At 61.5% G+C, this 12343-nt stretch carries 11 protein-coding genes; 5 read left to right on the top strand and 6 right to left on the bottom strand.

The window, feature by feature from the left end:
* Position 1: 1 nt before the first annotated feature.
* Both tcyL and tcyJ read right to left on the bottom strand, forming a co-directional pair.
* Positions 2–670, bottom strand: a complete 669-nt coding sequence (tcyL, locus tag ACIP02_RS12040; protein ID WP_400616640.1) for a cystine ABC transporter permease — start codon at positions 668–670, stop codon at positions 2–4.
* Positions 667–1461, bottom strand: coding sequence for a cystine ABC transporter substrate-binding protein (gene tcyJ / locus ACIP02_RS12045; protein WP_400616643.1), 795 nt, complete (start codon positions 1459–1461; stop codon positions 667–669). The genes tcyL and tcyJ overlap by 4 nt, the downstream gene beginning before the upstream one ends.
* 331 nt (positions 1462–1792) lie before the next feature.
* Between tcyJ and epsC the strand changes: the two genes are divergently transcribed.
* Both epsC and betT read left to right on the top strand, forming a co-directional pair.
* On the top strand, positions 1793–2725 hold the full coding sequence (epsC, locus tag ACIP02_RS12050) for a serine O-acetyltransferase EpsC (protein WP_400616645.1): 933 nt from the start codon (positions 1793–1795) through the stop codon (positions 2723–2725).
* 334 nt (positions 2726–3059) lie between these two features.
* Positions 3060–5021 (top strand): choline transporter BetT, encoded by a 1962-nt coding sequence (betT, locus tag ACIP02_RS12055; protein WP_280341439.1) that lies wholly within the window; start codon positions 3060–3062, stop codon positions 5019–5021.
* 57 nt (positions 5022–5078) lie between these two features.
* Here betT and tauD read toward each other — a convergent pair whose 3' ends face one another.
* Genes tauD through tauA form a run of 4 tightly spaced genes read right to left on the bottom strand, consistent with a single transcriptional unit; the run spans position 5079 to position 8575 of the window.
* Positions 5079–5912, bottom strand: a complete 834-nt coding sequence (gene tauD / locus ACIP02_RS12060) for a taurine dioxygenase (RefSeq protein ID WP_400616648.1) — start codon at positions 5910–5912, stop codon at positions 5079–5081.
* A 48-nt stretch (positions 5913–5960) separates the two neighbouring features.
* Positions 5961–6800, bottom strand: coding sequence for a taurine ABC transporter permease TauC (tauC, locus tag ACIP02_RS12065; protein WP_400616651.1), 840 nt, complete (start codon positions 6798–6800; stop codon positions 5961–5963).
* Positions 6797–7585 (bottom strand): taurine ABC transporter ATP-binding subunit, encoded by a 789-nt coding sequence (gene tauB / locus ACIP02_RS12070; RefSeq protein WP_400616654.1) that lies wholly within the window; start codon positions 7583–7585, stop codon positions 6797–6799. Before tauB ends, tauC begins: the two co-directional genes overlap by 4 nt.
* 18 nt (positions 7586–7603) lie before the next feature.
* Positions 7604–8575: a taurine ABC transporter substrate-binding protein gene (gene tauA, locus ACIP02_RS12075; protein ID WP_400616657.1), complete on the bottom strand. Its 972-nt coding sequence runs from the start codon at positions 8573–8575 to the stop codon at positions 7604–7606.
* Positions 8576–9242: 667 nt separating this feature from the next.
* On the opposite strand from tauA, the gene ACIP02_RS12080 reads away from it, so the two are divergent.
* The 3 genes from ACIP02_RS12080 (at position 9243) to ssuE (ending at position 12283) form a co-directional block, all read left to right on the top strand.
* Positions 9243–10574, top strand: coding sequence for an OprD family porin (locus tag ACIP02_RS12080; protein WP_400616660.1), 1332 nt, complete (start codon positions 9243–9245; stop codon positions 10572–10574).
* Positions 10575–10742: 168 nt separating this feature from the next.
* Positions 10743–11381 (top strand): peroxiredoxin, encoded by a 639-nt coding sequence (locus tag ACIP02_RS12085; RefSeq protein ID WP_400616663.1) that lies wholly within the window; start codon positions 10743–10745, stop codon positions 11379–11381.
* Between the two features lie 308 nt (positions 11382–11689).
* A complete protein-coding gene (gene ssuE / locus ACIP02_RS12090; protein WP_400616666.1) occupies positions 11690–12283 on the top strand; it encodes an NADPH-dependent FMN reductase in 594 nt (197 codons plus the stop codon).
* Positions 12284–12343 lie beyond the last annotated feature (60 nt).

A 12343-nucleotide genomic window follows, 5' to 3' on the forward strand; every position in this document is an offset into this window, starting at 1 on the left:
CTCAGTGCTCCTGGTCATGCTGGTTGACCCGCGCTTCCATGCGGTTCTGGAAGTGCGCGAGGATGCTGCACAGCACCCAGTACACGACCGCCACCGCCACGTACATGGTGAACACTTCGAAGGTGCGTGCGGTAATCAGCTGCGCCTGGCGGAACAGTTCGGGCACCTGGATGGTTGCTGCCAGGGCGGTGTCCTTGACCAGCGAGATGAAGCTGTTGCCCAGGGGTGGCAGGGCGGTGCGCAAGGCCTGTGGCAGGATCGCCCGGCGCATGGCTTGCACGCGGGTCATGCCGATACTGGCTGCTGCTTCCCACTGGCCACGGTCGATGGAGGAAATGGCTGCGCGCAGGATTTCGCAGATGTAGGCCGCCATGTTCAATGACAAGCCGATCAGCGAAGCCGGGATCGGGTCGAGTTCGATGCCGATCTGCGGCATGCCGAAATAGATCACGAACAGCTGCACCAGCAGGGGTGTGCCGCGGAAGAACGACACGTAGACCCTCGCCAGCCAGTTCAGCGGCAGGATCTTCGACAGCCGCATCAGCGCCAGGGCAAAGCCCAGCACCAGGCCGAAGAACATGCCGCCAACACTGAGCAGCACCGTATAACCCGCGCCCTTGAGCAGGAAGGGCGCAGAGTCGGCAACGAGTTGCAGGCTTTCGGCAATCATTTGGTGACGTCGGCACCGAAGTATTTTTTCGACAGCTTGGCCAGCGTGCCGTCAGCCTTGAGCTTGTCGATGGCCTTGTTGATGGCGGCCAGCAGTTCAGGCTCGCCCTTGCGCAGGGCCACGCCGCTTTCCAGGCGCGAGAAAGCATCGCCGGCCAGTTCGGTGTCCTTGGCTTTTTGCGCGTATTCCAGCGCGGCCAGGCGGTCGATCAGGATGGCGTCGATGCGGCCGTTGCGCAGGTCGGCGAACTTGCTTGGGTCGTCTTCATAGGTGCGCACTTCGGCTTTCGGGACGTCTTGCTTGACCCACTGTTCGTAGTTGGTGCCCAGGCCCACGCCGACTTTCTTGCCGGCCAGGTCTTGCGCCGTCTTGATGTTCAACTGTTCGGCTTTTTTCTTCAGGATCAAGGCCTGAATCCCCGAAATGGTGTAGGGCTCGGAAAAATCGTATTTCTTCTTGCGCTCTTCGGAGATGGTCACCTGATTGACCACCACATCCAGGCGCTTGGATTCCAGCGCGGCAAGGATGCCATCCCACTTGGTCGGCTGGATCTTGGCCTTGACCCCCAACTCCTTGGCCAGCAACTCTGAAAGTTCCACCTCGAAGCCGGCAAGCTTGCCGTTCTCGTCCTGGAAGCTGAAGGGAGGGTAGGTGCCCTCCAGGCCGACGTTGATCACGCCTTTTTCCTGGATGGTCTTCAGCTGCTCGCCAGCAAAAGCCTGGCCGAGCAGGCCGGCGCCCAGCAGGATTGCCAGGCTGGCGTTGAGTAGCGGTTTGGCGAATTTCGACATGTCAGAGCCCCGCGCTTGTTGTTTAAGTAGTGAGGTGGCGACTATAGGGTTGGCTGCTTAGGCCAGGAAATACTAAAAAATTATTTTGTTATTCCCTTTTTGAGTTTGCCAGGTGCTGGCTGCTTTGAGGGTAGGCGAGGTTGCCCGTGCCGTCATCGCTGCTTATGCCTGACTTAGCGCAGGATGGAATAAAGCGTTGTTTTTTCCAAGGGCCGGATTTGCCGTAGAGTGGATTGCATGTGGGCAGGCCAGGCTTATTCGCGGGTAAACCCGCGAATAAGCCTGGCCTGGCAACAAAAAAATGTGATGGCCTATACGGCAGGAGAACACCGTGAGCGAACAACCTTCACCAACGCACTGGCAGTTGCAGAGCATCGTCACCGGCCTGCGCGGCGCCCGTGAGCAATGGCGTACCCGCAATGGCCGCAGCAGCGGCGAACAAGGCGGGCGTGAGCTGCCGTCGCGCGAGGCGATGCGGCAGATTCTCGAGCACCTGTGCGGCGCGCTGTTCCCCATGCGCCTTGGGCCGGTCGATCTGCGTGAAGAAAGCGAAGACTTCTACGTCGGCCATACCCTCGACGCTGCGCTGACCGCCTTGCTGACCCAGGCCCGCCTGGAGCTGCGTTACGCCGCACGGCAAAACAAGGCCGAGCTGGCTGGCGTCGATGCCCATGCGCTGAGCCTGGTCCAGGGTTTCGCGGCTGCCCTGCCAGAGCTGCGCGTGCTGCTCGACACCGATGTGCTGGCCGCCTACCACGGCGACCCGGCGGCGCGCAGCGTCGATGAAGTGCTGCTGTGCTACCCGGGTATCCTGGCGATCATCCACCACCGCCTGGCCCACCACCTGTACCAGGCCGGCCTGCCGCTGCTGGCGCGTATCAGTTCGGAGCTGGCGCATTCGGCCACCGGCATCGACATCCACCCGGGGGCGCAGATCGGCCCGAGCTTCTTCATCGACCACGGTACCGGGGTGGTGATTGGCGAAACCGCGATCATCGGCGAGCGCGTGCGTATCTATCAGGCAGTGACCCTAGGGGCCAAGCGCTTCCCCAGTGACGAGTCCGGCACGCTGCACAAAGGCCTGCCACGCCACCCGATTGTCGAGGACGATGTGGTGATCTACGCCGGGGCCACGGTGCTGGGGCGTATTACCATCGGCAAGGGTTCGACCATCGGCGGCAATGTGTGGTTGACCCGCAGTGTGCCGGCCGAGAGCAACATTACCCAGGCTAACCTGCAGCTGGATTGTCAGGACAAGCATTGATCTGGCATTTGTTTAGCCTGTTCTGGCCCTTTCGCGGGTGAACCCGCTCCTACATTGGTCGGCGCTGCCCTCACGGTCGGCGCCCTCGTTGTAGGAGCGGGTTCACCCGCGAAGAGGCCGGAACAGGAATGCACCAATCAGCACCCCAATTCGCAATGAAATCCGATCCATGTTTAACTTGAACGCTTGTTCAATGTAAAAACGCTGGTCCGCTGCCGGTGTTCAACAGGAGGATTCCTTTGCTGAACCCGTTCATTCCGAACCTCACGTCATTTGACGAGGTGCACGCCCGATGAGTGCACCGACCCCTTCCCTTGCCAATGGCAAGATCCGCATGAACCCCCCGGTGTTCTACTTTGCGGCGAGCTTCATCCTCATCTTCGGCCTGGTGGTCATTTCCAACCCGCAAGCTGCAGGCGACTGGTTGCTGGCGGCGCAGAACTGGGCGGCCAATACGGTCGGCTGGTACTACATGCTGGCGATGACGCTGTACCTGGTCTTCGTGGTGGTCACCGCCTTGTCCGGCTACGGCAAGATCAAGCTCGGTGCCGACCACGACGAACCCGAGTTCAGCTACCTGTCATGGGCCGGCATGCTGTTCGCCGCCGGCATCAGCATCACGCTGTTCTTCTTCTGCGTGTCCGAACCGCTGACCCACATGCTGCAACCGCCCCAGGGTGAAGCAGGCACGGCCGAGGCCGGGCGCCAGGCGATGCAGATCCTGTTCCTGCACTGGGGCCTGCACGGCTGGGGCGTATTCGCCTTCGTCGGCATGGCGTTGGCCTACTTCGCCTACCGGCACAATCTGCCGCTGGCCCTGCGCTCGGCGCTGTACCCGCTGATCGGCAAGCGTATCAACGGCCCGATCGGCTACGCGGTGGACGGCTTCGGCATCATTGCCACGGTGTTCGGCCTGGGCGCCGACATGGGTTTTGGCGTGCTGCACCTGAACGCCGGCCTCGACTACCTGTTCGGCATCAGCCACAGCCAGTGGGTGCAGGTGATCCTCATCACCCTGATGATGGGCGCGGCGGTGGCCGTGGCCGTCGCCGGGGTGGAGAAGGGCGTGCGGGTGATGAGCGACATCAACCTGTTCCTGGCTTGCGCACTGCTGCTGTTCGTGCTGTTCGCCGGGCCTACCCAGCACTTGTTCAATACCCTGATCCAGAACCTGGGTGACTACCTGGGCGCCTTGCCGCGCAAGAGCTTCGACGTGTACGCCTACGGTGAGAACCGTGACTGGCTGGGCGGCTGGACGGTGTTCTACTGGGCCTGGTGGATTGCCTGGGCGCCGTTCGTGGGCCTGTTCATCGCCCGCATTTCCCGTGGCCGTACCATTCGCGAGTTCGTCTTTGGCGTGCTGCTGATCCCGCTGGGCTTCACCCTGGCGTGGATGTCGATCTTCGGCAACAGCGCCCTCGACCAGGTGATCAACCACGGCATGACTGCGCTGGGCCAATCGGCGCTGGATAACCCGTCGATGAGCCTGTACCTGCTGCTGGAGACCTACCCCTGGAGCAAGGTGGTAATTGCCACCACGGTGTTCATCAGCTTCGTGTTTTTTGTCACTTCGGCCGACTCGGGCACCGTGGTGCTGTCGACCTTGTCGGCCAAGGGTGGCGATGCCGACGAAGACGGGCCGAACTGGCTGCGCATTTTCTGGGGCGCAATGACCGCGCTGATCACCAGTGCGCTGTTGTTTGCCGGCAGCATCGATTCGCTGAAATCGGCGGTGGTGCTGACCTCGTTGCCGTTCTCGCTGATTCTGCTGTGCATGATGTGGGGGCTGCACAAGGCGTTCTACCTGGAGTCGCAACGGCAGATCGCGCAGATGCACTCGCTGGCGCCGTTTGCCCAGTCACGCCGTGGCCGTGGCGGCTGGCGCCAGCGCCTGAGCCAGGCCGTGCACTTCCCATCGCGTGATGAGGTATACCGCTTCATGGACGACGTGGTGCGCCCGGCGATTGCCGATGTGCGTGAAGTGTTCGAGCAGAAGGGCCTGGTGCTGATTACCCAGGACGACCCGAGCCACGACAACGTCAGCCTGAAGATCGGCCATGGCGAGGAGCAGCCGTTCATCTACCAGGTGCAGATGCGTGGCTACTTCACGCCATCGTTCGCCCTGGGCGGGCTGGGCACGCAGGAGTTGAAGAACCGGCGCTACTACCGGGCCGAGGTGCACCTGAGCGAAGGTAGCCAGAACTATGACCTGGTGGGCTACAGCAAGGAGCAGATCATCAACGACATCCTCGACCAGTATGAGCGGCACATGCAGTACCTGCACCTGGTGAGGTAATAACCTGTACCGGCCTCTTCGCGGGTGAACCCGCGAAGAGGCCGGTACTGGCAACAACTAAAAGGGCGCATCCCCCAGAATGGTCGCCCGATGCATCACCCGCCGATTGGGCCGGTAATCATCCACGGCAAAATGCTGGGTCACGCGGTTGTCCCAGAACGCCACATCATTCTCCTGCCAGCGCCAGCGAATGCTGAACTCCGGCCGCGTGGCATGGGCGAACAGCAGCTTCAGCAACGCCTCGCTCTCCAGCTCGCTCAGCTCATTGATGCGCGTGGTAAACCCTTCATTGACGAACAACGCCTTGCGCCCGCTCACCGGATGCGTACGCACCACCGGGTGCGACAGCGGCGGGTTGTTGCGCCGCGTGGCTTCCCAGCGCGCCAGGTCTTCAGCCGTGGTGCCAAAGCGTTCCAGCGGGAACGACTTGGTGAAATCGTGGGTGGCGGTCAGCCCGTCGAGCATCTTTTGCAGCGGCGCCGACAAAGCTTCGAAGGCAGCAATGCCGCTGGCCCACAAGGTGTCGCCACCGTAGGCCGGCAACTGCTTGGCACTGAGCACCGCACCCAGTGCCGGGGTTGGCAGGAAGGTCACGTCGGTGTGCCATACGGCGTTGTCCCGTACATCGGTCACTGCCGTGTCGAGCACCAGCACCTGCGGGGTGTCCGGCACGTTGGGGTAGATCGGGTGAATGTGCAGGTCGCCGAAGCGGGCGGCAAAGCGCGCCTGTTGTTCCGGGTTGATCGGCTGGTCGCGGAAGAACAGCACCTGGTGCTGCAGCAGCGCCTGTTCGATGGCGTCGCGTTGTTCTGCGGTGATGTCGCGGCTGATGTCCACACCGCTGATCTGGGCGCCGAGCGCCGGGCTGAGGGGGGTGATGGTCAGGCTCATGTCGGTCTCTTCAATCAGGCGCCAGTGTGCTGGCGTGGACAATAGGGTTCAGTGGCTCTGCCCGTGCCAGGGCACCAGCTTGCGTTGCAGGGCACGCAGGCTCATTTCCAGGGCGAAGGCAATCAGGGCAATCAGCAGGATGCCCAGCACCACCACATCGGTGACCAGGAACTGCGCCGCCGACTGCACCATGAAGCCCAGGCCGCTGGTGGCGGCGATCAGCTCGGCGGCGACCAGGGTCGACCAGCCGACACCCAGGCCTATGCGGATGCCGGTGAGGATATCGGGCAGCGCGCTGGGCAGGATCACATGGCGGATCAGTTGCGCCTTGCTGGCGCCAAGCGACTGCGCCGCACGCAGCTTGGCCGGGTCGACCGTGCGCACGCCGGTGGCGGTGGCAATGGCGATCGGGGCGAAGATCGCCAAAAAGATCAGCAGCACCTTCGACAGCTCGCCGATACCGCACCAGATAACGATCAGCGGCAGGTAGGCCAGCGGCGGTATCGGCCGGTAGAACTCGATCAGCGGGTCGAGGATGCCGCGTGCCACGCGGTTGTAGCCAATGGCAATGCCCACCGGGATGGCGGTCAGCGTGGCGGCCAGCAGGGCCACGCCGATGCGCCCCAGGCTGGCGCCCAGGTGCTGCCAAAGGCTGGCATCCATGTAACCCTGGGTCAACAAGGTCCAGCCCTTGGCCAGGATGTCGCCGGGCGAGGGCAGGAACAGCGGTTCGACCCAGCCGGCGGCAGTCACCAGCCACCAGGCCAGCAACAGGCTGGCAAGGGTCAGGGTGCTGATCCAGCGGGTGGACAGTGGGCGGCGCAGCTTGGCGGCTGGGCGGGGTTGGGCGTCGTGTTTGCCGGTAACCGGCAGGTCCAGGCTGCTCATACGCGCTCCTGCAGGCTTTGGCGTTGGGAGAACACCCGCGCCAGTACGTGCTCGCGGGTTTCGATGAAGGCCGGGTCGGACTTGATCGCCCGGGCCGATTCGCCAGCGGCATAGCGCTGGCCGAAGTCCAGTTGCAGGCGTTCCACCACGCGCCCCGGGTTGGGCGCCAGCAGTACCAGCTCGCTGGCCAGGAACACCGCTTCTTCAATGTCGTGGGTAATCAGGAATACCGGCTTGGCGGTGCGCTGCCATACCTGCAGCAGCAACTCCTGCATCTGCTCGCGGGTGAAGGCATCGAGGGCGCCGAACGGTTCGTCCATCAGCAGCACCCGTGGGTCGGCTGCCAGCGCCCGGGCCAGGCCCACGCGTTGCTTCTGGCCACCGGACAGCTGCCAGATGCGCCGCTCGCCGAAACCGGCGAGGTCGACCAGGGCCAGCATCTCGCGGGCTTTGGCTTCACGCTCGGTGCGCGGTATGCCGGCCAGCTCCAGGCCGAAGGCGACGTTGCCCAGCACGTTCTGCCAGGGCAGTAGCGCGTCGTCCTGAAACACGACGCCGCGCTCCGCTCCAGGCCCTTGCACCGGCACACCGTCGAGGGTGATGTGGCCGCCACTGGGGGTAACGAAACCGGCGATCAGGTTGAGCAGCGAAGTCTTGCCACTGCCGGATGGCCCCAGGGCCACCAGCAATTGGCGCGGCCCCAGGCTCAGGTTGATGTCGGCCAGTACCGGGGTGGCGGCACCGGGGTACTGTGCGCTGATGCGCTCCAGTTCGAGCAAGGCCATGGCGGGCTCCGGATCAGTTTAGTTTGGCAGGAACTTGGCGCTGACGTACGGCGAGTAATCCGGCAGTACGGCGTCGACCTTGCCTTGCTGCTTGAGGAAGGTTGCCGTGTCGGTCAGGGCCTGGGTGGTCGGGGCGCCCAAGGCGTTGGCCTGGTCGGCGGCCAGTGGGTAGACGTTGCCCTCCAGCAGCACCGGGATGTCGCTGGCCTTGGCGCCGGACAGCTTCACCAGTTTTTCAACGTTGCCCTTGTCGGCAAGCCAGGCTTTCGGGTCTTTGCGGTAGTCGGCGTAGGCATCGAGGGTGACCTTGGCGAAAGCCTTGACCACGTCGGGGTGCTTCTCGGCGAAATCCTTGCGCACAATCCAGGCATCGAAAGTAGGTGCGCCTTTTGCGGCCAGCTCGCCAGAGGTAATCAGCACCTTGCCGTTTTCCTTGGCCACGCCCAGGGCCGGGTCCCACACGTAGGTGGCGTCGATGTCGCCGCGTTTCCAGGCAGCAATGATGGCTGGCGGTGCAAGGTTGAGGATCTGCACCTTGGACGGGTCGATGTTCCAGCTTTTCAGGGCTGCCAGCAGGCTGTAGTGGCCGGTGGAAACGAACGGCACGGCGACTTTCTTGCCGACCAGATCTTGTGGCGTCTTGATGCTGTCGCGCGCGACAAGCGCTTCACCGGCGCCAATTTGCGTGGCGATCAGAAAGGTTTCGACCGGCAACTTGCGGGTGGCGGCGGCGGCCAGCGGGCTGGAACCCAGGTAGCCGATCTGCACGTCGCCGCTGGCCACTGCGGTGATCACATCGGCGCCGTTGTCGAACTTGCGCCAGTCGATGCTGGCCTTGCTGGCTTTTTCGTAGTCGCCATCCACCTGTGCCACCTTGGCCGGGTCGACGGTGGTCTGGTAGGCAACGGTCAGGTCGGCCGCCTGGGCCAGCCAGCTGGTACTGGCGAGGGTCAGGGCGGCGAACAGGCGCAGCGGGGCGTGCGGGATCATGGTGAACCTCTCGTCAGGCAAACTGGGTCATGGATGGCGAGAAGGCTAAATGATCTAAGAAAGTTAAAATAAATAACTTTTTTGCATTAGCTTAGGAGGCAAAGGCCTTAGGCTTGATGTCGCCATTGATGCGGGCTTCTGTAGGAGCGGCCTTGTGTCGCGATGGGGCGCGAAGCGCCCCTGGGATCTCTGCTACGCCACAGAGATTGCTGGGGCCGCTTCGCGCCCCATCGCGACACAAGGCCGCTCCTACAAAGGACCGCATGGGGCCGTAACCTGGATTCATGAGGCCAAAACCTGGATCAATGGCGAAATCAGAACCGCCTGCTAGGCTTTTCGTCCCTATATAACGATACGGAATTAGGTTATGAGCAAACGTTTGCAAATAACCAATGGTTATGAATGGCAGGGTTGCTACAACGAATGGCTGTAAAGGTTCCTAACATATTCCGTAAAAATCTTAGAAATTCATAAAACGGTCATTTTGGATTTATAGGATTGTCATTATCCTGTAGCGCAGGTGACGTCTTAGACCAAAGTCGCGAAACGTTTAGAAACGATTGACTTAAGGGTCACGCTTTGGGACTAAATCGTCCATCCACGGTGAGCGGGGCATAAGACCCTTCCGCCAGAGATACACAAGAATTAGAACGTAGAGGAGCAAAACATGTACAAGTCCAGCCTGGCTCTGGCCGTGGCACTGGGGGTTATCGCCCAATCTGCAGGCGCTGCCGGTTTCGTTGAAGACAGCAAACTGTCGCTCAGCTCGCGCACCATGTATTTCAACAACGACAACCGTGATGGCGGTGCCGACAACCGTGAGTCGGGTCAGGGCTTCAAGCTCGACTACATCTCCGGCTTCACCGAAGGCACCGTTGGCTTTGGTGTCGATGCCCAGGCCTTGTGGGGTATCCACCTGGATGGTGGCCGTGGCAAGCACCCAGACAACAGCAGCTTCTTCCCGAGCGACACTGACGGTTCGGCTGTAAGCCAGTGGGCTCGTGTTGGCGCCAACGCCAAGGCCCGCTTCTCCAAGACCGAAGTTCACTACGGTAGCGCCCTGGCGCCGAACCTGCCGATCCTGGTCTCCAACGACGGCCGTCTGCTGCCACAAACCTTCGAGGGTGGCACCATCCAGTCGAAGGAAATCGACAACCTGACCATCAACGCCGGTCAGCTGACCCACGCCATGGGCCGTGCATCGAGCAACCGTACCGGTCTGTCGATTGCCGGTGCCAGCCAGGACAGCAACAAGTTCCGCTACGGTGGCCTGGACTACAAGCTCACTCCAGACCTGACCCTGCAGTACTACTACTCGAACCTTGAAGATTTCTACAAGCAGCACTTCCTGGGCGCGACCCACGTGTTCAAGATTGCTGACGACCAGTCGTTCAAGACCGACCTGCGCTACTTCGACAGCAGCAGCGACGGCAAGAACGGTGACGGCGGCGGTTACAACTTCAACAATAACGGTGGCTACGCCAAGAACCTCGGCGAGGTCGACAACAAGACCTGGTCCGCGATCTTCACCTACACCCTGGGTGGCCACTCGTTCCTGCTCGGCCATCAGCGCGTCAATGACGACGGTGGCTTCGTCTGGCTGAACCAAGGCAGCGTTGTTGATGGCAACGGCCGCAACGAAGGCGCCGGCGGTTCCAGCTTCTACCTGTTCACCGACAGCATGATCAACCAGTTCGCCAAGGCCGGTGAAAACACCACCTTCGGTCAGTATGCCTATGACTTCGCGCGTCTGGGCGTGCCAGGCCTGAAGGCCTCGGTTTCCTACCTGAAAGGTGAAGACGGCAAGAACGCGAACGGTAACGGCACCTTCAGCGAATGGGAACGCGACGCTCGCATCGACTACGTCATCCAGGAAGGCACCTTCAAGGGTCTGGGCGCCAGCCTGCGTCACGGCGTATACCGTGGCACCGGCACCAGCTCGCTGGCTGACCAGGACCAGACCCGTCTGATCTTCAACTACACTTACAACTTCCTGTAAGCCGTAGCTGACTCAAGAAGCCTCGCCTAGTGCGAGGCTTTTTTGTGCCTGCTATTTCGTATGCCTTATGGTTATAAATAAATCGATATTTATTCTTTTTGTTTTTAATCGAATGCAGGCACATTGAACCCACACGGTGTACAGAACCCAGCACAGGAGCCGCAGCCCATGAGCCTCAAACTCGGCGATATCGCCCCCGATTTCGAACAGGATTCCAGTGAAGGCAAGATCCGCTTCCACGAGTGGCTGGGCAACAGCTGGGGGGTGTTGTTCTCCCACCCGGCCGACTTCACCCCGGTGTGCACCACCGAGCTGGGCCTGACCGCCAAGCTGAAAGACGATTTCGCCAAGCGCGGGGTCAAGGCCATTGCCCTGTCGGTGGACCCGGTCGACTCGCACCACAAGTGGATCGATGACATCAACGAGACCCAGAACACCGTGGTCAACTTCCCGATCATCGCCGACGCCGACCGCAAGGTGTCCGACCTGTACGACCTGATCCACCCGAATGCCAGCGACACCCTGACCGTGCGCTCGCTGTTCGTCATCGACCCGAACAAGAAGGTGCGCCTGACCATCACCTATCCAGCCAGTACCGGGCGCAACTTCAACGAGATCCTGCGGGTGATCGACTCGCTGCAGCTGACCGATAACCACAAGGTCGCCACGCCAGGTAACTGGCAGGACGGCGATGACGTGGTGATCGTGCCTTCGCTGAAGGACGAGGAAGAAATCAAGCAGCGCTTCCCCAAAGGATATCGGGCGGTCAAACCCTACCTGCGCCTGACCCCGCAGCCAAATCGTTAAAGGATTCCTCGTTGCATTGCTCTTAGCCAAGCAGGGATTTTCGGGCCGTTTCGACGGCCCTTTTTTATGCCTGCAGTTTCTGCTTGAGGCCTGGGGCTGCTGCGCAGCCCATCGCGACACAAGGCCGCTCCTACAAGGGATCGCGATTCCCTGTAGGAGCGGCCTTGTGTCGCGATGGGCCGCAAAGCGGCCCCAAGATCGAAAACATTCAAATAACAATAAAGAATAAACAAATGAAAAAATATGATTTCTAGATATATGCGCCGGCTGTTAATGTCACTCCCAACAGAACACAAGGAAGCGCTGCAATGCTGGTCGTATCAATCGGTGGTAGCCCAAGCCCACGTTCACGCTCCGGCGTGCTGCTGGAGCGTTCGCGCCAGTGGCTGCAGAATCGCGGCGTCGAAGTGGTGACGTTCCAGGTACGTGACTTTCCCGCCGAAGACCTGCTGCACGCCCGTTTCGACAGCCCGCAGGTGCAGCACTTCCAGCAACTGGTGGCCCAGGCCGATGGCCTGATCGTCGCCACGCCGGTGTACAAGGCATCGTTTGCCGGGGCTCTGAAAACCCTGCTCGACCTGCTGCCCGAGCGCGCCCTGGCACACAAGATCGTGTTGCCGATCGCCACTGGCGGCAGCATCGCCCACATGCTGGCGGTGGATTACGCACTCAAGCCCGTGCTGTCGGCACTCAAGGCGCAAGAGACCCTGCAAGGGATCTTCGCCGACGACAGCCAGGTGGCTTACGCAGAAGGCAGCAAGCCCGCGCAGCTGATCGCAGCGCTGGAAGAACGCCTGCACGACTCGCTGGAAACCTTCCACGCTGCCCTGGCCCGTCGGCCTCGCCCCGTGGCTCCCGGCGTACTGAACGAACGGCTGATCAGCGCTCGCTGGAGCATCTGACTGGCCGAACCCGCTTCACCACCTTACTCGCCCGTCAACGAGGCAAGCAGGTGCAACCCG

The organism is Pseudomonas sp. NPDC089408, from assembly GCF_044749445.1.
Classification (GTDB): domain Bacteria; phylum Pseudomonadota; class Gammaproteobacteria; order Pseudomonadales; family Pseudomonadaceae; genus Aquipseudomonas.

What these genes read in the sequence shown, in the direction of transcription:
- tauD (WP_400616648.1), bottom strand. Translation starts at nt 5,912, where the DNA reads ATGAGCCTGACCATCACCCCCCTCAGCCCGGCGCTCGGCGCCCAGATC.
- tauC (WP_400616651.1), bottom strand. Translation starts at nt 6,800, where the DNA reads ATGAGCAGCCTGGACCTGCCGGTTACCGGCAAACACGACGCCCAACCC.
- ssuE (WP_400616666.1), top strand. Translation starts at nt 11,690, where the DNA reads ATGCTGGTCGTATCAATCGGTGGTAGCCCAAGCCCACGTTCACGCTCC.
- tauB (WP_400616654.1), bottom strand. Translation starts at nt 7,585, where the DNA reads ATGGCCTTGCTCGAACTGGAGCGCATCAGCGCACAGTACCCCGGTGCC.
- ACIP02_RS12080 (WP_400616660.1), top strand. Translation starts at nt 9,243, where the DNA reads ATGTACAAGTCCAGCCTGGCTCTGGCCGTGGCACTGGGGGTTATCGCC.
- betT (WP_280341439.1), top strand. Translation starts at nt 3,060, where the DNA reads ATGAACCCCCCGGTGTTCTACTTTGCGGCGAGCTTCATCCTCATCTTC.
- tcyL (WP_400616640.1), bottom strand. Translation starts at nt 670, where the DNA reads ATGATTGCCGAAAGCCTGCAACTCGTTGCCGACTCTGCGCCCTTCCTG.
- tauA (WP_400616657.1), bottom strand. Translation starts at nt 8,575, where the DNA reads ATGATCCCGCACGCCCCGCTGCGCCTGTTCGCCGCCCTGACCCTCGCC.
- ACIP02_RS12085 (WP_400616663.1), top strand. Translation starts at nt 10,743, where the DNA reads ATGAGCCTCAAACTCGGCGATATCGCCCCCGATTTCGAACAGGATTCC.
- tcyJ (WP_400616643.1), bottom strand. Translation starts at nt 1,461, where the DNA reads ATGTCGAAATTCGCCAAACCGCTACTCAACGCCAGCCTGGCAATCCTG.